Raw genomic sequence first — 24148 nt, forward strand, 5'->3', positions numbered from 1 at the left:
ACCCCTCTCTTCTTTTTTCCCGCCTCGTTCTTCCCCCCCCCCCCCCCCCCCCCCCCCACCCCTACTCCCCCCCCTCCTTCTTCTCTTCCCCCCCCCCCCCCCCCCCCCCCCCCCGGCGGGCGCGGCGGCCGAACGCACCGTTGTCGCCATGGCAACCACCACCCAGATCCGGCCCCGCGCCCTCGTCCGCGCCTTCGGAGGCCCCCGCTACGCCGTCGCCATGACCGTGGACGCGCTCGGCACCGGCCTGCTCCGGCCGTTCCTGCTGCTCTACGGGGTGACGGTGCTGAGCCTGTCCGCGCCCGCCACCGGCATCGCCATGACGGCCGGTGTCGTCGTGGGGCTGGTGTGCGTGCCCGCCGTGGGGCTGTGGCTGGACCGGGGCGCGCGCAGTACGGCCGTGGCGGCGTCGATGCTGGTGCGCGTGCTGGGCGTGGCGCTGCTGCTGGCCACTCCGGCGGGCAACGGCTGGATGTTCGCGGCGGCGGCGCTCTTCCTCGGCATCGGCAACCAGGCGTGGCCCGCCGCCCACGCCGCCGTGGTGGCCACCGTCGCCCACGGCAGGGACCGCGACACCGCGCTCGCGGCGGGCCGCGCCCTGCGCAACGCCGGTATGGGCGCGGGCGCGCTGCTCGCCACCGCGTGCCTGGCGGGCGGCGCCGCCGCGTTGCAGGTCCTGGCGGGCGTCACCGGGCTCGCGTATGTCACCGCCGCCGTCCTGGCGTGGTCGGTCCGGCTGCGCACGGACCCGGTCGCCGCCCCCGCCGAGGGCGGCGACAGCGGTCCCGCGCCCCGGATGCGCGCGCTGCTGGCCGCCAATGTGGTCTACGTCTTCTGCCTCAACGTCCCCGAGATCGCGCTCCCGTTGGTCCTGGTGACCCAACTGCACGCGTCCCCGGTGTGGTCGGCGGCCGTCTTCGTGGCCAACACCGTGCTGGTGGTCACCCTCCAGGTCCCGGTCACCGTCCTGATGTCCCGCTTCTCCCGGCGGTCCGTGCTCGCCCTCGCTGGTGTCGTCCTCACCGCGTCCTACCTCGGCTTCCTCGCGGCCACCGAACTGCGGCACGGCTGGGGCGCCCCGGCCGTGGCCACCGTGTCCGTGGTCTGCACGCTCGGCGAGATCATCTACGCCGGAAGCGCCACCGCGCTGGTCACCGCCCTCGCGCCGGCCCACGTCCTGGGGCGCACCCTCGCCCGCTTCCAACTCTCCACCGGCTTCGGCCTCGCCGTCTCTCCCGCGGCCATCACCGCCCTCGCCCCGTACGGCTCGACCGCTCTGTGGGGCAGCCTCGCCGCCGCGACGCTCCTGTCCTCCGCCGCGGTCGCCACGGAGAAGGACCAGGGGGCACGGCTCAGCGGTTGACGCGGACGGAACGCCTCCTGCCGGACGGCCCTCCTGCCGGACGGCCCTCCTCAAAGCCGGTCTTCGCTGCTACGGTGAGAGTTCGGAAGGTTAACAAACTCAGACGGCCGGACCGGCTGTCGTGCTGCCCGGGCGCGCGCGGACCGCGAGGACACCGCCGCGCGGGCCGCCGTACCGCCGCGCGCCCGTACCCGACCCGCGGCGCCACCGGGACCCGCACCGCAACACCCGTACTTCGACCAGTGCTTCGACACGGAGGCCCGTTATGCCGACCCCATCCACGCCGCGCGCCCGGGACGGCGCTCTCTTCGTCGGCGGGGCCTTCGTCCCGGCCGAGAACGGGCGTACGTCGACGGTCCTCGACAAGGCGCGCCAGGAACCGCTCGGCCGGGCGGGCTGGGCCTCGCCCGCCGACCTGGACCGCGCCGCGCGGGAGGCCGCCGTCGCCGGACGGGCCTGGGCCGCCGCGGACTTCGGCGTCCGCGCCGACGTGCTGCGCGAGGCCGCCGCCCGACTGCGCGCCCGCGCGGGGGAGTTCGCCGACCTCCTCGTCCGCGAGACCGGCTCGATCCGCGGCAAGGCCGAGTACGAGATCGCCGGAGCGGTCGAAGAACTCCACCTGGCCGCCGCGCTCGCCGGTCACATACGGGCCGAGACGCTGCCCACGCGCGCGCCCGGCCGGGAAAGCGTCGCGCAGCGCGTCCCGTTGGGCGTCGTCGGTGTGATCACCCCGTGGAACTTCCCGCTGGTGCTGGCCATGCGCGTCCTCGCGCCCGCCCTCGCCGTCGGCAACGCCGTCGTCCTCAAGCCCTCACCGCACACCCCGCTCAGCGGCGGACTGCTGATCGCCGATGTCTTCGCCGAGGCCGGACTGCCCGCGGGCGTACTCCAGGTCGTGCCCGGCGGGCAGGACACCGGCGAGGCGCTGACCGCGCACCCCGACATCGCCATGGTCCACTTCACCGGATCCAGCGCCGTCGGCCGCACCATCGCGCGGGAGGCGGGCGAGCGCCTGAAGAAGGTCTCCCTCGAACTCGGCGGCAACAACGCCCTGATCGTCCTGGACGACGCCGACCTCGACCAGGCCGGACAGATCGGCGCCTGGTCCGCCTTCCACTACCAGGGCCAGACCTGCATCACCGCGGGCCGGCACATCGTCCAGCGGCCCGTCTTCGACGCCTACGTCGCCGATCTCGCCGCGCGTGCCGCCAGGATCACCGTCGGCGACCCGACCACGGACGGCGTCGGCCTCGGCCCGATGATCAGCGCGGAACAGCGCGAACGGGCCCGCGAACTCCTCGCCGAGGCCGTCGCCGCGGGTGCCACCGTCGTCGAGGGCGGCGACGGCGACGGCCTCTTCCACCGGCCCACCGTCGTCACCGATGTCACCCGCGACATGGCCCTGTGGACCGAGGAGATCTTCGCCCCCATCGCCCCCGTGCTGGCCGTCGACACCGACGCCGAGGCTCTCGCCGTCGCCAACGACACCCCGTACGGCCTGGTCGACGCCGTCCTCACCTCCGACCTCGCGCGCGGTCGCCGCCTCGCCGCGGGGCTCGGCTCCGCCATGGTCCACGTCAACGACTCGACCTGCCTCGACGAGCCCCAGGCGCCCTTCGGCGGACTCGCCGCGTCCGGCCTCGGCGGCCGTTCCGGCGGTGAGTCCAACCTCCACGAATTCACCCAACTGCGGTGGCTCACCGTGCAGTCCACACCGGTCCACTACCCGTACTGACCGGGTCGGGTGGGGCCGTTGAGGGGGAGGGGCCGGTGGGGGATGATCGGGGGCATGAGGGCACTGGTGATCGGAGCTTCCGGAACCGTCGGGAGCGCGGTGGCCGCCGCGCTGACAGCGGCACGGCACGAGGTGGTCGCGGCCTCGCGCCGGGGTCCGCTGAAGGTGGACCTCGAAGTCCCGTCCACGATGGACACGCTCTTCGGTGAGGTCGACGGTCTGGACGCGGTCGTGTGCTGCGCCGCCAACGGCCCGCTGCTGGAGCTGGCGTCGGCCACGGACGAGGACTTCGCGACCGGGGTGCGGGCCAAACTCTGGGGCCAGGTCGCCCTGGTCCAGCGCGCGGCCCGCCATGTGCGCGACGGCGGCTCCATCACCCTGACCGGCGGCACCTTCGCCGCGCCCATGGCGGGCGGCTCGCTGGGCGCGCTCATCAACAGCGGCCTCGAGGGTTTCGTCCGCAACGCCGCGAGCGAACTCCCGCGCGGGCTGCGCCTCAACCTCGTCAGCCCCGGCTGGATCAGTGAGACCCTCCGGGCCATGTCCGCCGATCCCGCCGCGGGCACCCCCGTCCGCGAGGTCGCGGAGGTCTACGTCGGGATCGCGGAGGGGACGGTGCGGGGCCGCACCTTCCGCCCGTGAGCTGCGGGCGGGCTTTCTCTGCCTGAGCCGCGGGTCGCTGCGTCCCGTTCCCGGCGTTCCCGGCGGTCGTCGCGTTCCCCGCGTCCTTCGCGTTCCTCACGCCTGCCGTGAGGGGCGGGCGGCCTCCCAGGCCGCCTCGATCATCGCGAAGACCTCGTCCACCGCGGCCTGCGGATCGGCCGACTCGCGGGCCAGCGAGAAGGCGTCGATCACGAACCTCGCGAGCGTCCGGCAGGCCGTCGCGCTCTGCGGCAGTCCGGGATCGGCGACGAGGGCCGCGGCCACCGACTCCGCGTGCCGCAGCCGCATCGACTCCTCGTACTTCCGCAGCGCGGGCGACCCGTCGATCATCCGCCAGACCGGCGCGGCGCCGTCCGCGGTGCAGTGCCGTACCAGGGCGTGTGTCTCGCGGCGCAGCGCGGGCACGACCGGCTCGTCCGGCGCCCGGTCGGTGACCGCCCGCGTGAGGCGTTCCTCGAAGTCCTCGTCCTGCTCGAACACCAGCGCCTCTTTGGCGGCGAAGTGCGAGAAGAGCGTGGTGACGGCCACGTCGGCCTCGGCCGCCACGTCACGGATTCCCACCGCGTCGTAGCCGCGCTCCAGGAAGAGCCGCAGGGCGGTGTCGGCGATCTTCCGGCGGGTCGCGGCCTTCTTGCGCTCACGGCGCCCGGTCGGCACGGTCATGACCGCACACTATCAGCTACGAAACAGGAACGGTTTCAAAACGCTAACCGTTAGTGTTACGGTCCGTCGCATGAAGAAAGTGAGCTTCGCCGAGTTTGGCGGCCCCGATGTCCTGCGCCTCATCGACGCCGAGGAGCCCCACGCGGGCCCCGGCCTGATACGCGTCGCCGTACGGGCGGCCGGTGTGAACCCCGCCGACTGGCGGGTTCGCGAAGGCCAGATCCTCAAGGCCCATCCGGTCCAACTGCCCGCGGGCGTCGGGTTGGACGCCGCCGGGGTGGTGGACGAGATCGGCGAGGGCGTCGACGGTGTCGAGATCGGCGACCACGTATTCGGTGAAGGGACCAGCACCTACGCCGAGTTCGCGGTCCTCTCGGCCTGGGCCCGGATGCCCGAAGGGCTGACCTTCGAAGAGGCGGCCGGATACCCCTCCGTGGTCGAGACCGCGCTGCGGATCCTCCGCGAGGTCGGCGTCGAGCCGGGACAGACCCTGCTGGTCAGCGGCGCCTCCGGGGGCGTCGGATCAGCGGTCCTCCAGATCGCCCGCGACCGCGGCGTCACCGTCATCGGCACCGCGGGGCCCGCCAACCAGGACTACCTCCGCGAACTCGGCGCCCTCGCCACGACCTACGGCGACGGCTGGACCGACCGGGTCCGCGCCCTCGGCCCCGTCCACGCCGCGCTCGACCTCGCGGGCTCCGGGGTCGTCCCCGAACTCGTCGCCCTCACCGGCGACCCCCGCAAGGTCGTCTCCATCGCCGACCTCACCGCCCCCGACCACGGCGTCCGCTTCTCCGGCACCGCCGGCAGCGTCCCCGCCGCCCTCGCCGAGGCCGCCGCCCTCATCACCCGCCGCGCGCTCCGCATCCCCGTCGACACCTCCTACCCCCTCGCCGAGGCCGCCGCGGCCCACGCCGACAGCCAGGCCGGCCACACCCGCGGCCGCAGAGTCCTGATCGTCTGACCCACCAGCCGGACGAGACCTTGCGGACACGCCTGGGCCTATTCGGATGAGCCCGACAACGCAGCGAGCGTGCGTGCCAGGCGCCGCCAGCCGGACGAGACCTTGCGGACAGGCCCTAGGTCATCGAGTCCAGGGCGCGGGTCAGGGCGACGTGGACGGCGCCGAGGAGGGTGGCGCGGTCGGCGAGGCCGCCGATGGTGATGTCGGTGGGCCAGGCCAGTTCGTGGACGGTGCGGCGGACTTCCAGGAGGACCAGCTGGTTCTGGCCCACGCCGCCGCCGAGGACGACGAGGCCGGGGTCGAGCAGGGCGACGACGGCGGCGACGAGGCGGCCGATGGCGGCGGCGTGTTCGTCGACGACGCGGCGGGCGGCGGCGTGGCCGGAGGCGGCGGACGCGAAGAGGGCCTTGGCGTCCAGCGGCACGGGTCCGCCGCCGGAGGCGGGCCAGGCGGCGCGGCAGCGTTCCATCAGGGCGTCGGAGCCGAGGAACTGCTCGAGCCCGGCGCGCCGGGGCTGTTGGGACTCCGACCAGGGGAAGGGCAGCATGGCGGCCTCACCGGCGGCGCCGTTCGCACCCTGCATCAGGCGTCCGTCGAGCACGATGCCGACGCCGATCTTCACGCCGACCTGGATGTAGGCGAACATCTGCTGGTGGCGGGCGACACCGAAGCGGTGCTCGGCGACGGCGGCGCAGTTGACGTTGTTCTCGACGGTGACCGGCACGCCGTCGGGCACGGCGAGCGCGTCGGTGATCCGTACCGTGCCGTCCGGCTGAAGGCCACCGCCTCCGCGTCCCGCACCGGAAGCCCCCACATTCGGCAGCGTCGGCGCCGCGACCACCACCTCGCGCAGCGGCCCGTACCGCGCCCCGACCTCCTCGCGCACCGTACGCACCACCCCCGCCGCCGCGTCCGCCGCCTCCGGTGTGACCGTCGGTTGGTCGGAGGGCAGCCGCACCTCGGCGGTGCAGATCTCCTGCCCGTCGAGGGTGTACGCCGCCGCCCGGACCACGGTGGCGCCGATCTCGACGCCGAGGACGTGCCCGGCGGTCGGCGCGAGCGAGTAGAGGACGGCGCTGCGCCCGGTGGCGCCGCGTGAACTGCCCTGCCCCTCGACCAGCCCGAGCCGTGACAGCTCCGCCATGGCCACCGACATCGTGGGCCGGGACAGCGCGAGCGCGGTGCTGAGCTGCGGCCGGGTCGCCGGGCCGTCGGCGGCCAGCGCGCGCAGCACGGCGCGGGCGCTGGCGGGCATTTCGAAGCGGTCGACGGCGGCGGTGGTGTCCATCAAGTCCCTTCTCGGACGGTGCCGGAGCGTGCCGACCAGGCCCCGGCGAAAGCCGCCCGGCCTGTGGGAGGGCGGCTCACGATCCCGCCCCGCGGCCCACGCGGCAGGCGCGCAGGGAAAAGTTACCCGATCGACGTCACGGCACCCCGCTGTGTTCACCCGCTTGCCCGAACACCGGCGCCCCCGCGCCCGCCGCGAGCCGTACGTGACACCGCCCCGACGCCGCGACTCCGCCTCCCGCCGAGCCGGCGCTCCACCCCCCGCCGGGCCGCCGCCCCACCCCGCTCCGGGCCGCCGCCCCACCCCGCTCCGGGCCGCCACCCCACCCCGCCCGCGGGTACCTGACAACTCTTGACACCCTCCAACCCCGGGAGGAACATCTACAGTTGATCGTTTGACAACGTTGTCGTAAGCGAGACACACGAAGGGCGGGAACCGTGTCGGACAGATCAGTGCGACCCGTGGACAGCAGGCGGTGGAAGGGTCGCGGCGTGCGCGCCGTGGCCGCGGTGGCGACGGCGGTCCTCGGCATCGGCCTGGGCCTCGGCGCCGGACCCGCCACCGCGAGTCCGGGCGCCTCCGGGGGGCATGACGCCGACCCGGCCTCGTACGTCAACCCCCTGATCGGCTCCTCGAACGCCGGCAACACCTACCCCGGCGCCGTGCTGCCGTTCGGCATGCTGGCGTGGAGCCCGCAGAATTCGACGGGCAACCAGTTCTCGACACCCGCCCCCGGCGGATACCGGTACGACGCGACGAAGATCCGCGGCTTCAGCCTGACCCACCTCAACGGCGTGGGCTGTTCCGGCGCCAACGGCGACATACCGATCATGCCGTACGTGGGCGACGTCGACTCCTCGCCGAGCGCCGACACCAAGGACGCGAAGTACGCCTCGACCTTCTCGCACGCCAACGAGACGGCGCAGGCGGGCTATTACCAGGTCGGCCTGGACAGCGGGGCCAGCGCGCGGCTGACCACCACCGAGCGCACCGGCACCGGCCAGTTCGGCTTCCCGGCCGACAAGCCCGCCAGTGTGCTGTTCCGTACATCCAACTCCGAGAGCGGCAGCGCCGCGGCGGACGTCACCGTGAACGCGGCGGCCCGTACCGTGACCGGCTCGGTCAGCGCGGGCAACTTCTGCGGACCGCAGAGCGCGAACAACCGGCACGACGTCTACACCCTCTACTTCACGGCCCACTTCGACCAGCCCTTCGCCAAGGTCGGCACCTGGACCGACGGCACCCTGACGCCCGGCTCCACATCGGCCAGCGGCGGCACCGGCTACAACTCCAGCGGCAACGCGACCGCGGGCAAGGGCTCGGGCGCGTATGTGACCTTCGCGTCCGGCACCAAGCAGGTGCAGGCCAAGGTCGCGATCTCGTACGTGAGCGCGCGCAACGCCGAGGCCAACCTGACGGCGGAGAACCCGCAGCGCGCCGGCTTCGACGAGATCAGGTCGAAGGCCGCCGCCGCGTGGAACACCGCGCTGCGCAAGATCCAGGTGTCCGGCGGCTCCGCCGACCAGAACACCACCTTCTACACCGCGCTCTACCACTCGATGCTGGAGCCGACCCTCACCAGCGACGTCAACGGCCAGTATCTGGGCGGCGACCGCAAGACCCACTCGCTGGCCAGGGGACAGCACGAGCAGTACGGCACCTTCTCCGGCTGGGACCAGTACCGGGCGCAGGTGCAGTTGCTGACGCTGCTTCAGCCGAGAGTCGGCAGTGACTACGCGCAGTCGCTGTTCAACTACGCCCAGCAGCGCGACGGCGAATGGGACCGCTGGCTGCTGGAGAACGGCAAGACCAGCATCATGTCCGGCGACCCGTCCGACGCGGCGCTCGCGGGCATCTACGCCTTCGGCGGCCGGGACTTCGACGTCAGGGGCGCCCTCGCCTCGCTGGTGAAGGCGGCCACCGTGCCGACCGCCAACGACTCCGACAGCTCCGGCTGCAACGTCGAATGCGTCGGCCAACGACCGGCGTTGGACAAGTACCTGACGCTCGGTTACGTGCCGTCCGACAACTGCCACTGCTGGGGAGGCGCCGCCGAGACCCTGGAGGACGCCGCCGCGGACTTCGGTCTCGCGGAGCTGGCGGGACAGGTCGGCGACCGTAAGAACCAGCGGAAGTTCCTCGACCGCAGCGGCAACTGGACCAACGTCTTCGATCCGAACGCGACCGCGCAGGGCGGCTACATGCGCGACCGCAAGTCCGACGGGTCGTGGGTGGGAGCCACCTTCAACCCCGCCACCGGCAGCGGCTTCGTCGAGGGCAGCAGCGCCCGCTACACGTGGATGGTCTACTCCGACATCGCCGGACTGGCCAAGGCCATGGGCGGCAACGCCACCGCGATCTCCCGCCTCGACGCCTTCTTCCGCAACCCGGACGGCACCTTCGACTTCTCCGCGAAGGACGACACGCGCTACGACGCCACCAACGAGCCCGACATCAACGCGCCGTACGTGTACGACTACCTGGGCGCCCCGTACAAGACCCAGGAGACCGTGCGCGCCGAGACCGACGGCCTGTGGACCAACGCGCCCGGCGGCATCCCCGGCAACGACGACGCGGGCACGATGTCGTCCTGGTACGTCTTCTCCGCGCTCGGCATGTACCCGCAGGTGCCCAGCCGCGCCGACCTGGTGCTCTCCAGCCCGGTCTTCCCGCGCGCGGTGATCCACACCGGGCTCGGGAAGACGATCACGGTCAACGCCCCGCGGGCGTCGGCCGAGAACATCTACATCCAGGGCCTGCGCGTCAACGGCAAGAAGTCCGACCAGCCGTGGGTCCCCGCCTCGTTCGTCACCCGCGGCGGCACCCTGGACTACACCCTGGGCGGCACCGCGAACACCACGTGGGGGAGCGCGGCCAAGAACGCGCCGCCGTCCTTCCGCGACGGTGAGGCCCCGTTCTTCGCCTCGACCGACCCCGGCCAGGTGAAGATCGAGCCCGGCGGCTCCGCGGACGCCGCCGTCAAGCTGTCCACGATCCAGGACAAGAAGGTCGACGTCCGCTGGACCGCGAAGCCGCCCGCGGGGATCACGCTCAAGCCCGCGTCCGGCACGGTGACCGTCCCGAAGGGCGGCGCCACCAGCGCGAAGTTCTCCGTGTCGGTGGCCGCCGACACCAAGGCCGGGGTCTACACGGTCCCGATCACGCTCGGCTCCGCGCACGGCGGCACCGCCCCGGCGGCCTCGCTGTCGGTGACGGTCGGCGTACGCGGCACCCTCACCTGGTACGTCAACAACAACGGCATCTCCGCCGACGACACGAATCCGTCCGCCAACTTCGACGGCGAGGGCTGGAGTTACTCGGCGGCGGCGCTCGCCGCGGCCGGTGCCGCGCCCGGCGGCACGGTGTCCTCCGGGGGCTTCGACTTCACCTGGCCCCAGGTGGCGCCCGGCGCGCCCGACAACATCGTGGTGGGCGGCGGCGACCAGGTGCTCGACGTCTCCAAGTCCGCTGCCGGTGCTACCAAGTTGAGCCTGCTCGGCAGCGCCAGCGAGGGCCAGACCACCGGCACGGTGACGCTGACGTACACCGACGGCACGACTCAGAAGGCCGACATCGGCTTCAGCGACTGGACGCTCGGCGGCGGCTCCCAGCAGCCCTCGTACGGCAACGTCGTGGCGGTGCACACCGCGTACCGCGACGTCCAGGGCGGCGGAAAGGACCCGGTGGGCACCGAGATCTTCTCCACCGCGCCGATCGCGCTCCAGGCGGGCAAGCAACTGGCCAGTGTGACGCTGCCGTCCAGCACGAACGGCGGTGACATGCACATCTTCTCCGTGGCGACCGCCTGACCCCGGCAGCCCACCGCGGAGAGCGCGGGGCGGGCGAGGACCGGCACGACCGGCCCCGCCCGCCCCGCACCCATGTCCGGCGCGAACGAACCGATCGCCGCCCGTTCAGGCCGAGTTGGCCCACGCGCTGTGGTGGCGTCGGCCCGTCAGGCCCTAGGGTCACTGCTGTCACAGGGCTGCCCCGTGCCGCGGGCGGCCCCCCACCGTCCACACCGGGGATTCCGTTGACCGCACGCGCACTCCGTAGCCGCGCCGCCGCCCTGCTGCTCGCCACCGCGGCCCTGACCGCCGTGGGCACCTCCACCGCGCACGCCGACTCGCCCGGCGGGTGGGTGGCCGCCGGCAACACGGTGTACAGCACGCTCACCGCGGGCGAGGGCATCGCCACCCGCGCCGACGGCTCGGTCCTCACCCGCGGCCTCGGCTCGATCCCGCTGCGGCTGCGCATCGCGGGCTGGAACCACGTCGGAGACCCGGACATCGTCAACGGCTACGTCTTCGACGCCTACCAGGGCGGCGACAGCGCCACCTCTAAGATGTTCGAGGTCACCACGCCCGACGGGCACAGCTACGACTACGTGCACCCGCTGGACCAGGGCGAGTTGCTCAACAACTCCTTCGCGACCGTCTCGCCGGACGCGCGGTGGCTGGTCGAGGGGGAGTGGGGCACGGTCAACCGGCTCCAGGTCTTCCCCGCCCCGCTGACCAACCCGGCCACCCCGGCCACCGGCGGCACCCTCGCGCAGGCCGGACAGATCAGCCTCGACAATGCCGTCACGGACGTGCAGGGCTGCGATTTCGTCTCCGCGACCCGGCTGGTCTGCGTCTCCGACAACGACGCCAAGGACGTCTTCCAGGTCGACCTGCCGCACGCGCTCGACGGCACGCCCGTCACCGGCCGGGTCGCCACCCTCTTCCAGGTGCCGCGCGTCAGCGTCTGCTCGGGCGGCTTCGAGACCGAGGGCGTCGACTACGACGCGAACGCGAAGGTGCTGCGGGTCGAGATCATTTCGCCGAGCGTGTGCGCGGTCTCCACCACCGCCTACGCCTACCGTCCGACCACCGGCTGACCCTTCCGTATCCCCCGTCACTGTCGTCGCCGCACCACGGGCTTGGTCCAGACCTATTGACGAGTGGTTCAGACCACTTTACGATCCGGTCCACTACGGCCTGTGAGTGCGCGACGACACCACGAGGAGTACGACATGATCGGTCGGAGGGTGCGTCTGCTGGGAGTCGGCCTCGCCATGGCCTTCCTGGCGCAGATTCCGGTCGCCGCGGCGACCCACGCGGCACAACCGGCGTCGGCCGCGGCCGACACCTGCGCGACCAAGGCACGGCCCTCGGGCAAGGTGCTCCAGGGGTACTGGGAGAACTGGGACGGCGCCGCCAACGGCGTGCACCCCGGCCTCGGTTGGATCCCCATCACCGACAGCCGGATCGCCTCCCACGGCTACAACGTGATCAACGCGGCCTTCCCCGTCATCCAGTCCGACGGCACCGTGCTGTGGCAGGACGGCATGGACACCGGCGTCAAGGTCGCCACCCCGGCCGAGATGTGCCAGGCCAAGGCGGCGGGCGCCACGATCCTGATGTCCATCGGCGGGGCCGCGGCCGGCATCGACCTCAGCTCGAGCGCGGTCGCCGACCGCTTCGTCGCCACCGTCGTGCCGATCCTCCAGAAGTACAACTTCGACGGCATCGACATCGACATCGAGACCGGCCTGGTCGGCAGCGGCAACATCAACACCCTCTCCGCCTCGCAGGCCAACCTGGAGCGGATCATCGACGGCGTCCTGTCCCGGATGCCCGCGGGCTTCGGCCTGACGATGGCCCCCGAGACGGCGTACGTCACCGGCGGCAGCATCACCTACGGCTCGATCTGGGGCGCCTACCTGCCGATCGTGAAGAAGTACGCCGACAACGGCAAGCTCTGGTGGCTCAACATGCAGTACTACAACGGCAGCATGTACGGCTGCTCCGGCGACTCCTACCAGGCCGGTACGGTGGCCGGCTTCACCGCGCAGACCACCTGCCTCAACAAGGGGCTCGTCGTCCAGGGCGCCACCATCCGCGTCCCGTACGACAAGCAGGTTCCCGGCCTTCCCGCCCAACCCGGCGCGGGCGGCGGCTACATGACGACCGGTCTGGTCTCGCAGGCGTGGAACAGCTACAGCGGCGCGCTCAAGGGCCTGATGACCTGGTCGCTCAACTGGGACGGCTCGAAGAACTGGACCTTCGGCAACAACGTCAAGGCGCTGCAAGGCCGTTGATCCCGCGGGAATCCGGGGCGCCCGTCCGCGGCGGGCGGGCGTCCCGGTCAACTCCGTGCGAAGAAGCGGAGACTCAGCCCTCGATCAGCACCGGAGCGAGCCTGCGCCACTCCGCCAGCGGCAACGGCCGCGCCGGATCGCCGGTGACCACCTGGACCGCGAGGTGGTCGGCGCCCGCGGCGAGGAATTCCGCCGCCCGCGCCGCGATGACGCTCTCGTCGCCCACGGCGAAGACCGCGTCCACGAGCCGGTCGCTGCCACCGCCCGCCAGGTCCTCCTCGGTGAAGCCCGAACGCAGCAGATTGCTCGTGTAGTTGGGCAGCGCCAGGTACAGCTTCAGATGGTCCCTGGCCTTGGCACGCCCCGACTCCAGATCCGTGTCCAGCACGACCTTGACCTCGGGCGCGAGCAGCGGCTCCGCACCGAGGACCGCGCGCGCCTTCGCGGTGTGCTCGGGGGTGACCAGATACGGGTGCGCGCCGCCCGCACGGTCACGGGACAGCTCCAGCATCTTCGGGCCGAGCGCCGCCAGCACCCGCCGCCCGGCGGGCACCGGCTCCGGCGCCGCGTCCAGCGCCGCCAGGTAGTCGACCATGGCGGAGTACGGCCGCGCGTAGCGCTTGACCAGCGGGCCGTGGCTGACGCCGAGCCCGAGCAGGAACCGGCCCGGATGCGTACGCTCCACCGCCGCCCACTGCGAGGCGACGTCCGCGGCCTCGTCGTTCCAGATGTTGAGGATGCCGGTCGCCACGGTCAGCCGGGTGGTGGCCTTCAGCAGCGGTTCCGCGACGGCGACGCCGGGACTCCCGCCGAGCCAGACGGCGCCGTACCCCAGCGCCTCGACCTCGGCGGCGGCCTCGTCGTACGCGCCGGTGTACGTCACTCCGGCGCCGTTCACCGCCGCCGTCCAGGCGCCGCTCCAGATCCCGATCCTGCCCAGCCGGTCGTGCTGTCCCATGTGAGCCCTTCCTCGATGCGCGCCGCGCGCCCGCCCGGTCGGCCGGGCGCGGTCCGTCACCCATGCAAGCGGAACGGGCGGCCCGTCTGTTCCGCACCCGGTGAGCCGAATGGGTACGAACAGCCGGGCCGCCCGTGTGAGGCGCCCTGGGACGGCGGCCCTAGGGGGTCAGCTCCACGATCCGGGTGAAGCTGTTCTGCGCCGCTGTCACCACGACGCGGACCCGCGTGGTGGTGACGGAGCCCGCGAAGGGGATCCAGCGGTACTGGTCGGTGTTGCCGGTGAGGTCGGCCTGTGTCACCCACGCCGCGCCGTCCCAGGTCTGGACGGTGAAGGCGGTCGGGACGCCGTCGCTGTGCGAGGCGAAGCCCACGCCGTTCAGCGTGGTCGGGGCGGGCGCGGTGACGGTCAGGGTGTCGGGGTACCGGGAGTCGGTGTCGTCGTTCCAGAAGGTGCTCAGATCACCGTCGACGGCATTGCCCGCGGTGTACGTACGGGTCGCGCCGTCCACGACGTTGGGCGCGTGTTCGCTGGAGGCGGCGGCCGTGGTGCCCTGCGGCCAACTGCCGAGGACCAGCACCTCGAGGGCGGCCTTGGCCGTCGTACCGTCGGACGACCGTACGGTCACGGTGACCGGATACGTACCGCTCCTCGTCCCGCTCGGCGGTGTGACCTCGACGTTCGCCAAGGTCGCGGTGGACGCCGGGGTCAGCGGGACGCGGGCGGGCGTGGACGTCACGGTCCAGCCCGCGGGGACGTCGGCGCCGACCGTGGCCGTGGCGCCGGGCGCGGTCGAGTGGCCCTCGACCACCGCGCCGATCGTCGTACCGCCGTCCCCCTTGACCAGTGCGGGCGCGGGCGCGCCCGCGGAGACCGACACCTGGGTGTACGGGGTCCGCGGCGGGCGGACGGTGAAGGTGTAGTCACCGGACCCGGCGGTCACGGTGAGCGTCGTGCCGTCCGCCGTGCCCACGCTCAGGCCGGGGTCGCCCCGGCCGCGGCGGCCGTCCGCGAAGATCGTCCGGCCGCTCTCGGTCACCGTCGACCGGGCGCCGCCGAGCAGCGGCACCTTGATGGTCGCGGTCGAGCCGACCGGCACCACCGCGTGGTAGGCCAGCGTGGACCCGTCGCGCTGCCAGGCGCTGACGACCGTGCCGCGCGCGGTCCGCTGCCGCGCGGAGACCCGGGTGAGGTCGCCGACCACGCTGGGCGCGAGGGTGAAGGCGCGGTACGCGGCGCCCGCCGGTCCCGTGTCCGGCTGGATGCCGCCGAGCTGCTGGTAGTACCACTGGCCGATCGAACCGGCGAGACCGATGTGGTCCTTGGACGAGGTGCCGTCCGCCGCCGAGGAGTTCGGCCACTTCTCCCAGATCGTGCCGGGGCCGTTGGCCACCATGTAGCCGAAGCTCGGGAAGTCGGTGCGCTCCGCGACGGCCAGCGCCACGTCGTTGCGGCCGGACATGCCGAGCGCCTGGTAGACGAAGGACGTGCCGACGAAGCCGGTCGTCACGTGATTGCCGTGCTTGGCGATGTCCTGGACGAGCCGGTCGACGGTCGCCTTCTGCTGAGCGGCCGGGACCAGACCCAGCACCAGGGGCATGGCGTAGGCCAGTTGGGTGCCGGTGCTCCACACACCGGTGTCGGCGTCGAGGAACCGCTTGGTGAAGCCCGCCCCGATCTGCCGCGCCAGGTCGGTGTAGCGCCTGGCGTCCGCGGTGTCGCCGACGACCGCGGCCATCTTCGCCAGCAGTGTGGCGTCCAGGTAGTAGTAGCCGGTCTGGAAGAAGACGTGCGGGGTGCTGACCGTCGCCACCCAGTCGTCGCCCCAGGAGCCGGGCGCGGCGGTGACGACGTGGTCGCTGTCGCTGATCGTGCCGAGGTAGTCGACCCAGCTCTTGACCTGCGCGTAGTTGGCGCGCACCAGGCCCGCGTCGCCGTACTGCGTGTAGGAGTCCCAGATGATCTGCGGGTAGGCCGAGCCCCACGCGGGGTCGGTGAACCAGTCGGTGGCGCCCTGGGTGGGCGCGACCGAGGGCAGGCTGCCGTCGGGGTGGGCGCTGGTGACGACGGTCTGCGCCCACTGGTCGTAGAACGCCCGCATGTCGAAGTTGCTCATCGCCTCGACGTCGGTGTCGCCCGCGTCGCCGAGCCAGCCGTGCTTCTCACGCGTCGGGCAGTCCAGCGGAATCGACTGGAGGTTGTTCAACTGGGTCTGCACGAGGGCGGTCTGAATGCTGTTCAGCACCTTGTTCGACGTGTCGAACTGTCCGGTCGTGGCGACGTCGGAGTGCACTTCTTGCGCGGTGACGGTGACGGCGGTGCCCGCGGGCACGCCGGTGAGCTGGGCGTACCGGAAGCCGGAGTAGTTGAAGTGCGGGGCGTAGGTCTCGGCGCCCTTGCCCGCGAAGGTGTAATGCTCGGTCTGCCGGACCGGATCGCCGTCGCCGAAGCTGATGTTGGACGTGGTGACCTGGCCGTCCGAGGCGAGGATCTCGCCCTTCTTGATGTCAACGGTGGTGCCGGACGGGGCGCTTGCCCTGATCGTCACCCAGCCGACGATGTTCTGCCCGAAGTCGTACACCTGCGACCCGGCCACCGGGTGCGTGACGGCCACCGGCTTGAGGGTTTTGACGATACGTGTCGGAGGCGTCGTGTCGGCCTGGAGCCGGGTCAGCGCGCTGAACACGGTGGCCGGGTGGGCGCCGTACACGCCGAGTTCGGCGAGCCGGAGATTGCACCCGGAGCCGTTGCAGTACAGCTTGGTGGCCGTGACGCGCACATAACGGGCCGTCACCTCGGCCGGTATCGAAACCGACGCCGTACCGGGGTTGGGCTGGTCGGCGCCGGTACGGTCCACGAGGGTCGTCGCGGTGGCGAAGGTCGGGTCGTCACCGGCCTCGACGCGGTAGCGGACCGGGAATCCGGCGCCGGGCAGGTCGCCCGCCGGGTCGTTGGTCGGCCGGGCGGGGAAGAGTCTGACGCCCGAGAGCGGCTGCGCGGAACCGAGGTCGACCTGCACCCACTTGGCGTCGTCCGCGGTCGTCGCCACGGCCGAGTGGTAGCCCTGGGAGGCGTCCGTCGAGCCGTCGACGCCGTCGCTGAGGGCGGCGGGCGACCAGCCGCAGCAGGAGGTCGTGTCCCGCGAGGTCACCGGCCTGCCCTGCGCGAGGCTCTGCGGGTGCGTCGCGGCGGCGACCGCCACGCCGGGCTTCCACGCGCTGTCGTCGAAGCCCGCGGTGTCCCAGCCGGTCACGGCCCGACGGGCGTCGTACGTCTCGCCGAGGTAGAAGTCGTCGCCGGTCACCGGCCCCGCGGTGGTGCGCCAGGCCGGTCCGGAGCCGAAGGCCGCCGAGGTGCCGTCGGTGTAGGTGACGTTGAGCTGCGCGACGAAGGTCGGCTGCCCGGAGAACTGTCCCTTGCCCGCCATGAAGGCCAACGCGTTGTGTCCGCGCACCAGTTGCCGGGTGACGTCGAAGTCGCGGTAGAGCACGCGCTTGGTGTAGTCGGTCACCGTCGAGTTGAGCACCTGGTCGGGTTCGGCCACGGCGCCGTTGACGTGCGGTTCCACGATGCCCTGCGCGCCGAAGTACAGCCGGGCGCGGGCGACGGACTTGGGGAGGTCGACGCCGCCGCGCACCAGCGCGCCGTCGGCGACCCGCAGCCAGGACGCGGACCAGTCGGACGCGGAGAACAGCGCGGTGTCGAAGTGCGCGGGGGCCGACCAGGGGGAGCGGTCGCCCGCCCGGTCCCAGGTGCGCACCGACCAGGTGTAGGTGGTGTTGCTCGCCAGCGCGGGACCACCATAAGAACGATTCACCGAATCGGCCGAACGAACGCGGCCCGAATCCCACACCTGATGCGCGTGGCCGCCCTTCCCGACGGCCGCCGCCTCGACCACGACCTGATACGCCGTCTGCGCCTCGGCACGCCGCGAGTCGTTCACCACCCACGACAACGTGGGGCGCTGACCGCCGACGACCGCGTCCGAGGACTCCCCGTCCACCTGCAAGGACGTCGGCGCGAGTGCGCCGAGGTGCCCGGACGACGCCTGGGCGGGCGTCACCGAGCCGACGGCGGGAAGCAGGGCCGCGACGGCCGCGGTCACCGCGAGGAGCGCCGAGCGGCGCCGGGGGGCGACGCGAGCGGCGGTCGTCCGGACCGGCCGCTTCACGGTGTTCTCCTGGCATGCGATCGAAACGTTTCAAGATGCATGGATAGATTCATACGGCGTGTGGCGGTGCCACGACAAGGTGTGCGACAGCGATTTCTGGGCCGGCCGAACCGGCGGTGACGCGACCCTTGACCCCCGGCGGTGCGGCCCTGCAAGAATCCGTGTGCGATTGGTTGATTCTGTTCAATGCCGGTTGTTCGCGCGTGAGTTGCCGACGCTCGGTCGAGGGCGCCGGAATGCGCGTACCTCAATGAGGAGGGATCCACCATGCCGGTCGATCGCAGGTCGTTCCTGATCGCGGGGGCGGCGGGGGCCGTCGCCGTACCCTCGCTCCCCGGTCTCACCGCAGTCGCGAGCGCCCGTTCCGGATCAACAGGAACCACCATTCCGCGGACGGTCGACCTCGCCGACGGGTGGCGTTTCGCCCTCGTCAACCCGGGCGGCATCACCGACCCGACCGGCGCCTACGCCGACGCCGCACAGCCCGGCTACGACGACTACCGCTGGCGCACCGTCCGCGTCCCGCACGACTGGAGCATCGAGCAGACCCCGACCACCGCCAACGGCACCTCGGGCGGCACCGGCTATCTGCCCGGCGGACTCGGCTGGTACCGCAAGGCGTTCACCCTGCCGCCCTCGGTCGCGGGACGCCGTGTCTCCGTCGAGTTCGACGGCGTCTACATGGACAGCAACGTCTACTGCAACGGCACACTCGTCGGCAACCACCCCTACGGCTACACGGGGTTCGCCCTCGACCTCACCGACCTGCTGCACACCGACGGCCGCACCCCCAACGTCATCGCCGTCGAGGTCCGCAACCAACTCCCCAGCAGCCGCTGGTACTCCGGCAGCGGCATCTACCGCAACGCCCGCCTGGTCGTCACCGACCCCGTGCATGTCGCGCGCTGGGGCATCCATGTGACGACGCCGGGACTCGCCGACACCCTCGCCGCCTCGCACGGCAAGGGCTACGCCACCGTCCGCGCGCAGGTCTCGGTCGTCAACGAGTCGGGCGCGGCGGCCTCCGCCACCGTCGTCAACACCGTCCTCGACCGGCGTGGCCGCCAGGTGGCGAAGGCCAGTTCACCGCTGACGCTGCCCGGCGCGGGCGGAGCGCCGGACGTCACCGCCGAACTGCGCGTGGACCGCCCCGACCTCTGGTCGTTCGACACCCCGGAACACCGGTACTCCCTGCTGACCGAAGTCCGCGTCAACGGACGGACAGTGGACACGTACACCACCGGCTTCGGCATCCGCCATGTCACGATCGACCCCGACCGCGGGCTGTTCGTTAACGGGCGGTACGCCAAGCTCAAGGGCGTCGACCTGCACCACGACCAGGGCGCGCTCGGCGCCGCCGTCCACATCGACGCGGTGCGCCGCCAGATGACGATCATGCGGTCGATGGGCGCCAACGCCTTCAGGACCTCGCACAATCCGCCGTCGCCGGAGATCGTCCAGGTCTGCGAGGAACTGGGCATCGTCATGATGGTCGAGGCGTTCGACTGCTGGCGCAGCGGCAAGAACACCTACGACTACGGCCGGTTCTTCGACGCCCACAGCGCCGCCGACATCACCGAGATGGTCGACGCGGCCCGCAACTCGCCCGCCGTCATCCTGTGGTCGATCGGCAACGAGATCCCCGACTCCACCAGCACCGCGGGCCTCGGCATGGCCGACGGACTGATCACCGCGGTCCGCGCGCGCGACACCAGCCGTCCGGTCGTCATCGGCTCCGACAAATACCGCGGCCTGCCCGCGGTCGGCTCCGCCGCCGACCTCATGCTCGCCAAACTCGACGGCCTCGGCCTCAACTACAACACCGCGGCCTCCGTGGACGCCCTGCACGCCCGCTACCCGCACCTGTTCCTCTTCGAGTCCGAGTCGTCGTCCGAGACCTCGACCCGCGGCGCCTACCAGGAGCCGGAACACCTCAACACCGGCGAGAACCACACCCCGGGCAAGCGCGCCACCTCCAGTTACGACAACAACCTCGCGTCCTGGACGATGAGCGGCGAGTACGGCCTGAAGAAGGACCGCGACCGCGCCTTCTTCGCCGGCGAATTCCTCTGGTCGGGCACCGACTACATCGGCGAACCCACGCCCTACGGCGTCTTCCCGGTGAAGGCGTCCTTCTTCGGCGCCGTCGACACCGCGGGCTTCCCCAAGGACATGTACCACCTCTTCCGCAGCCAGTGGACGAGCGAGCCGATGGTCCACCTGGTGCCCATGGACTGGACCGACCACACGCCGGGCGAGACCGTCGAGGTCTGGGCGTACGCCAACGTGGACACCGTCGAGCTGTATCTCAACGGCCGCTCGCTCGGGGTGCGGCGCTTCGACACCAAGAAGACCGTCGACGGGCGGACGTATCTGGAGACCACCGAGGCGACCGGCGACGACAAGACGGTCACCGGCGGCCCGTACCCCGGCAGCTACACCAGCCCCAACGGCAGCGCGGGCAAACTCCACCTGACCTGGAAAGTCCCCTTCGCACCCGGTGAGTTGAAGGCCGTCGCCCGGAAGAACGGCAGAACGGTCGCGACCGACGTGCTGCGCACCGCGGGCGAGCCGCGCGGCCTGCGCCTGACGCCGGACCGCGACTCCCTGACCGCCGACGGCGATCGCCTGGCCTTCGTCACCGCCGAGGTGATCGACGCGCACGGCACCGTCGTCCCCGGCGCCGGCCATCTGATCACCTTCAAGGCCACCGGCGGCTCCCTGGCCGGAGTCGACAACGGACAGCAGGAGAGCGCCGAGCGCTACCAGGCCACCACCAGAACCGCCTTCCACGGCAAGGCACTCGCCATCGTCCGCTCGGGCACCGAGGCGGGCCGCCTCACCCTGACCGCGAGCGCGCCGGGGCTGCACCCCGCGTCCACCTCGATACGGACCGGCCGCGCGTCGGGACCCGTCGCCACCACGTCCCCGGTCCGCTTCTCACCCGACCCGGGCCCAGGGCCCGTCAGCTACCCGCTGGCGGACGCCAGTTACTCCGGCGCGGGCAACGCGCTGCCCGCGGCGATGCTCGACGGCAACCCCGCGACCGGCTGGTCCAACGCCTTCAACAAGAGCGCCACCGCCCTGCTGCCCGCCTTCCGCGGCGCCCGCCCCGCCGACTGGGTCTCGGTCGCCTGGGCCGCGCCGCAGCGGATCGACACCCTCTCGGTCACCTTCACCGTCGACGCCACCCACTCGCTGCCCGGCGCCGTCACGCTCTCCTACTGGGACGGCGACCGCTACGTGCCCGTCAAGAACCCGGCGATCACCTGGGCGACGGCGAGCGGCGCGCCGACGGTCATCACCTTCCCCGCCGTCCGCACCCCGCGGCTGCGCCTCGACCTGACCAGCGCCGCCCCCGGCACACCCGACGGCGCCCAGCGCATCACCGACTTCACCGTCAGCGGGAGCTGACCGCGCCGCCGTCACCGTTCGGTCGTGGTCCGTACCCAGTCGCCCCCGCCTCCGGGCGCGGTCGGGGCGCCGGGCCCGGGGCAGACCGGGCAGACCGGGCAGACCGGGAAGGCCGATCCCGCCGCGGTCGGCCGGATTCTGGCCGCCCAGCCGGGCACCCGCTCCTACCTCGGCACCGGGTCGGGCGAGGCGGTGGTCGCCGACCGGTTCCTGAAGGCGGCCGGGGTCCGGGTCGGCGACACCGTCACCCTGGAGCACGACGGCCGCGGCACGCCGGTCCGCATCGTCGGCGAAGCGCTCTCCACGGGCGACTCGGGCATGCGGGTCCTGATGGACGAACGGACGCTCACCCGCGTCGGACTGGCCTTCCGGCCGGACACGTTCTCCGTGCGCCTGACGGCGGGCACCGACCGCGACCGCTACCTCGCGGCCCTCGACACCGCGCTCGGCCCGCTCGGCCTCGCCGTGTTCGAAGCGCTCGGCATGGCGCCGCGGCAGACCGTCGCCATGGTGCTCACCTCGGCGGGCTCGGTCGGCGCGGTCGCGGGACTCGCGGGTGTGCCGCTCGGTATCGCCCTGCACGGCCATGTGCCGCCGATCATGGGCGAAGCGGCCGGTACGGGTATCCCGCACGCCGACCTCGCGGTCTACCACGCCCCGCAGATCGCCCTGCTCGCGGTGGCGGGCCTGGCCATCGCCGCGGGCGGGGCGCTGCTCCCGGCGAGCTGGGCGGCCAGGACGCGGACGGCGGTGGCACTGCGGACCGAATGACGGGGTGACCGAACGACGTGGTGACCGGGTGACCAGGTGACGGGGTGACCGGGTCGGGACGGGGGCGCCGGTCGTTACGAGGCGTCCTCGTCCTCTTCCTCGTGCGGGGCCTCCGGCGGCGCGAGGAACGGGTCGTTGACCGGCGCCGGGTTGGGCACGGTGGCCGGGCGCGGGGCGGTCTGCTCCGGATTGGAGAAGAGCGAAGGCGAAGAGTCCATGAAGATCCCCCAGTGAGTGGTGATGACGGCGGTCGCCGCTGCCTCGGTCCGCCCGCGGCGGTCGTCGCCGTCATTGGTGACGGCTCCGCCCTGGTGCGTGGGAAAACGGCAGGTCGTCCTGGGACGACGGTACGCGCCGCCTATGACGGTACGCCCTGCGGGCCGCAGGACCGAACGTGGCGTTGGCCCTGGCGGGTCGGCGGGGTCCGGAGCGGGGTCGAAGCGGGCCCGGCGCCGGCCCCGGTGCGGCCCGGCTCGGGCCTGTCGTGGCGCTGCGGCGGTCCCGTCGCGGCCCGGTCGCGGCCCGGTCCCGCGCGGTCAGTCGTGCGGGCGGCCGGGGGAGGGCGGGCCGGGGGCGGCGGCTTCGGGCGCGCCCCGCACCAGGGCGCGGCTCGTGGCCACCGCGAGGTCCGCGGTGCCGTCGACCCCCTCCCGCGGGCTCACGCGGCTGAAGAGGCCGCCGGGGTGCAGTGTCGCGTAGCCGTGGGCGGCCGTCACGTGCTGCTCCAGGAGCGTCAGCGCGGCGGCGGGACCCTGACCGAGGGCGTCCTGGGCCAGTTCGAAGAGCAGGTCCACCAGCCGGCGGCCCGCGTCGGCGAGGTCGCGGTCCTGGAGCGCCACCAGGGGCCTGGCGAAGATCACGTCGAAACCGGCGCCGCGCGCGCCGACGTAGCGGACGTACGCCCCCGCGGTCGCCGCGAAGCGCTCGGCCGGGTCCTGGCCCGCGCCGTCGGCCGCCTGCCGGAACCGCTCGGCCAGTTCCTCGGCGGCGCGGGTCGCGACCGCGGCCAGGAGGTGGTCGCGGTCGGCGAAGTGCCGGTAGGGCGCTGCCGTGCTCACCCCGAGCCTGCGGGCGACCCGCGCGACCGAGAAGGCCGCGGGCCCCGCCTCCGCCAGCAGATCGAAGCTCGCCTCGATCAGCGCGGGGCGCAGCTCGCCGTGGTGGTAGCGGCCCCGCTGGGGGCCGCCCTGCGCGTTCCCCGACACGGGCCGCCTCCTCGCGCGCTGGACGTGATAGCCCTCTTACCGTACCGTAGTGATAGACCTCTTACATTCCTCGTGCGCGGAACTCCCCCCGCACACTCGAACCCCTCAATCCCGCAGGGACGGAAAAGTCATGACCGAAATCAAGGACAAGGTCGTCGCGATCACAGGAGCCAGCAGCGGAATCGGCGAGGCGACCGCGCTGCTGCTCGCCGAACGCGGCGCGAAAGTGGTGCTCGGCGCCCGTGGGACGGACCGGCTCGCCGCGGTCGCCGCACGGATCGGGAAAGCGGGCGGCGAGGTCGCCCACCTGCGCACCGACGTGCGCAGCCGCGCCGACGTCGCCGGGCTCGTGGGCCTGGCGACCGAGCGCTACGGGCGGCTCGACGTGCTGGTCAGCAACGCGGGGGCGATGCCGATCTCCCCGCTCGACGAACTGCGCGTCGAGGACTGGGAGGAGATGGTCGACGTCAATCTCAAAGGCGTGCTGTACGGCATCGCCGCCGCGCTTCCGGTATTCCGCGCGCAGGGCTTCGGCCATTTCGTGAACACCGCGTCCACGGCGGCCCACCGAATTGTGCCCAGCCAGTCGGTCTATTCCGGTACGAAAATGGCCGTGCGCGCCGTCTCCGAGGGCCTGCGGCAGGAAGCGGGGGGGCAAACTGCGGGTGACGATCGTCTCGCCCGGCATGACGATGACCGCATTCGCGGGCGGCATGCGGCGCCCCGAAGCGCGCGCCAAGCTGACCGAGATGGTGGAAGGGATCGCGATGCCGCCGGACGCCGTCGCCCGCGCCATCGCCTTCGCGATCGAGCAGCCCGCCGACATCGACGTCGGCGAGATCGTCGTCCGCCCGACCGCGCAGAGCTGACG

At 72.5% G+C, this 24148-nt stretch carries 15 protein-coding genes and 1 pseudogene; 10 read left to right on the forward strand and 6 right to left on the reverse strand.

Annotation, left to right across the window (positions count from 1 at the left end; all coding sequences use genetic code 11):
• Positions 1-148 precede the first annotated feature (148 nt).
• The 3 genes from ACZ37P_RS10805 (at position 149) to ACZ37P_RS10815 (ending at position 3740) form a co-directional block, all read left to right on the forward strand.
• Entirely contained in the window at positions 149-1363 is a 1215-nt protein-coding gene (locus ACZ37P_RS10805; protein WP_355341581.1) for an MFS transporter, read from the forward strand.
• A 265-nt stretch (positions 1364-1628) separates the two neighbouring features.
• Positions 1629-3098 (forward strand): aldehyde dehydrogenase family protein, encoded by a 1470-nt coding sequence (locus ACZ37P_RS10810; RefSeq protein ID WP_467346059.1) that lies wholly within the window; start codon positions 1629-1631, stop codon positions 3096-3098.
• Positions 3099-3152: 54 nt separating this feature from the next.
• Positions 3153-3740 (forward strand): short chain dehydrogenase, encoded by a 588-nt coding sequence (locus ACZ37P_RS10815; protein WP_355341587.1) that lies wholly within the window; start codon positions 3153-3155, stop codon positions 3738-3740.
• A gap of 96 nt (positions 3741-3836) precedes the next feature.
• Here the strand turns inward: ACZ37P_RS10815 and ACZ37P_RS10820 are convergent, their stop codons facing one another.
• A complete protein-coding gene (locus ACZ37P_RS10820; RefSeq protein ID WP_467346061.1) occupies positions 3837-4424 on the reverse strand; it encodes a TetR/AcrR family transcriptional regulator in 588 nt (195 codons plus the stop codon).
• 70 nt (positions 4425-4494) lie between these two features.
• Here ACZ37P_RS10820 and ACZ37P_RS10825 point away from each other — a divergent pair, with 70 nt between their 5' ends.
• The gene (locus ACZ37P_RS10825; RefSeq protein ID WP_355341593.1) at positions 4495-5388 is read left to right on the forward strand and encodes an NADP-dependent oxidoreductase; all 894 of its coding nucleotides are present in this window, start codon (positions 4495-4497) and stop codon (positions 5386-5388) included.
• 115 nt (positions 5389-5503) lie between these two features.
• Here ACZ37P_RS10825 and ACZ37P_RS10830 read toward each other — a convergent pair whose 3' ends face one another.
• Entirely contained in the window at positions 5504-6676 is a 1173-nt protein-coding gene (locus tag ACZ37P_RS10830; RefSeq protein WP_467346063.1) for an ROK family protein, read from the reverse strand.
• 491 nt (positions 6677-7167) lie between these two features.
• Between ACZ37P_RS10830 and ACZ37P_RS10835 the strand changes: the two genes are divergently transcribed.
• The 3 genes from ACZ37P_RS10835 (at position 7168) to ACZ37P_RS10845 (ending at position 12758) form a co-directional block, all read left to right on the forward strand.
• Complete coding sequence (locus ACZ37P_RS10835) at positions 7168-10485, forward strand: GH92 family glycosyl hydrolase (RefSeq protein WP_467346065.1); 3318 nt, start codon at positions 7168-7170, stop codon at positions 10483-10485.
• Between the two features lie 224 nt (positions 10486-10709).
• Complete coding sequence (locus ACZ37P_RS10840) at positions 10710-11555, forward strand: hypothetical protein (protein ID WP_467346066.1); 846 nt, start codon at positions 10710-10712, stop codon at positions 11553-11555.
• 135 nt (positions 11556-11690) lie between these two features.
• Positions 11691-12758: a chitinase gene (locus tag ACZ37P_RS10845; protein WP_467346068.1), complete on the forward strand. Its 1068-nt coding sequence runs from the start codon at positions 11691-11693 to the stop codon at positions 12756-12758.
• 73 nt (positions 12759-12831) lie between these two features.
• Here ACZ37P_RS10845 and ACZ37P_RS10850 read toward each other — a convergent pair whose 3' ends face one another.
• The gene (locus ACZ37P_RS10850; RefSeq protein WP_355341608.1) at positions 12832-13716 is read right to left on the reverse strand and encodes an LLM class F420-dependent oxidoreductase; all 885 of its coding nucleotides are present in this window, start codon (positions 13714-13716) and stop codon (positions 12832-12834) included.
• Between the two features lie 160 nt (positions 13717-13876).
• Positions 13877-17887, reverse strand: a complete 4011-nt coding sequence (locus ACZ37P_RS10855) for a family 78 glycoside hydrolase catalytic domain (RefSeq protein ID WP_467346070.1) — start codon at positions 17885-17887, stop codon at positions 13877-13879.
• Positions 17888-18154: 267 nt separating this feature from the next.
• On the opposite strand from ACZ37P_RS10855, the gene ACZ37P_RS10860 reads away from it, so the two are divergent.
• Positions 18155-21301: a glycoside hydrolase family 2 TIM barrel-domain containing protein gene (locus ACZ37P_RS10860; RefSeq protein ID WP_467346072.1), complete on the forward strand. Its 3147-nt coding sequence runs from the start codon at positions 18155-18157 to the stop codon at positions 21299-21301.
• Positions 21302-21325: 24 nt separating this feature from the next.
• The gene (locus ACZ37P_RS10865; RefSeq protein WP_467346074.1) at positions 21326-22072 is read left to right on the forward strand and encodes an ABC transporter permease family protein; all 747 of its coding nucleotides are present in this window, start codon (positions 21326-21328) and stop codon (positions 22070-22072) included.
• Between the two features lie 74 nt (positions 22073-22146).
• Here the strand turns inward: ACZ37P_RS10865 and ACZ37P_RS10870 are convergent, their stop codons facing one another.
• Both ACZ37P_RS10870 and ACZ37P_RS10875 read right to left on the reverse strand, forming a co-directional pair.
• Entirely contained in the window at positions 22147-22290 is a 144-nt protein-coding gene (locus ACZ37P_RS10870; RefSeq protein ID WP_391045879.1) for a hypothetical protein, read from the reverse strand.
• A gap of 318 nt (positions 22291-22608) precedes the next feature.
• A complete protein-coding gene (locus ACZ37P_RS10875) occupies positions 22609-23277 on the reverse strand; it encodes a TetR/AcrR family transcriptional regulator (RefSeq protein WP_391045877.1) in 669 nt (222 codons plus the stop codon).
• 130 nt (positions 23278-23407) lie between these two features.
• Here ACZ37P_RS10875 and ACZ37P_RS10880 point away from each other — a divergent pair.
• Positions 23408-24146 (forward strand): annotated as a pseudogene (locus ACZ37P_RS10880) (SDR family oxidoreductase).
• Positions 24147-24148: the final 2 nt, after the last annotated feature.

It is taken from the genome of Streptomyces sp. NPDC024632, assembly GCF_055559175.1.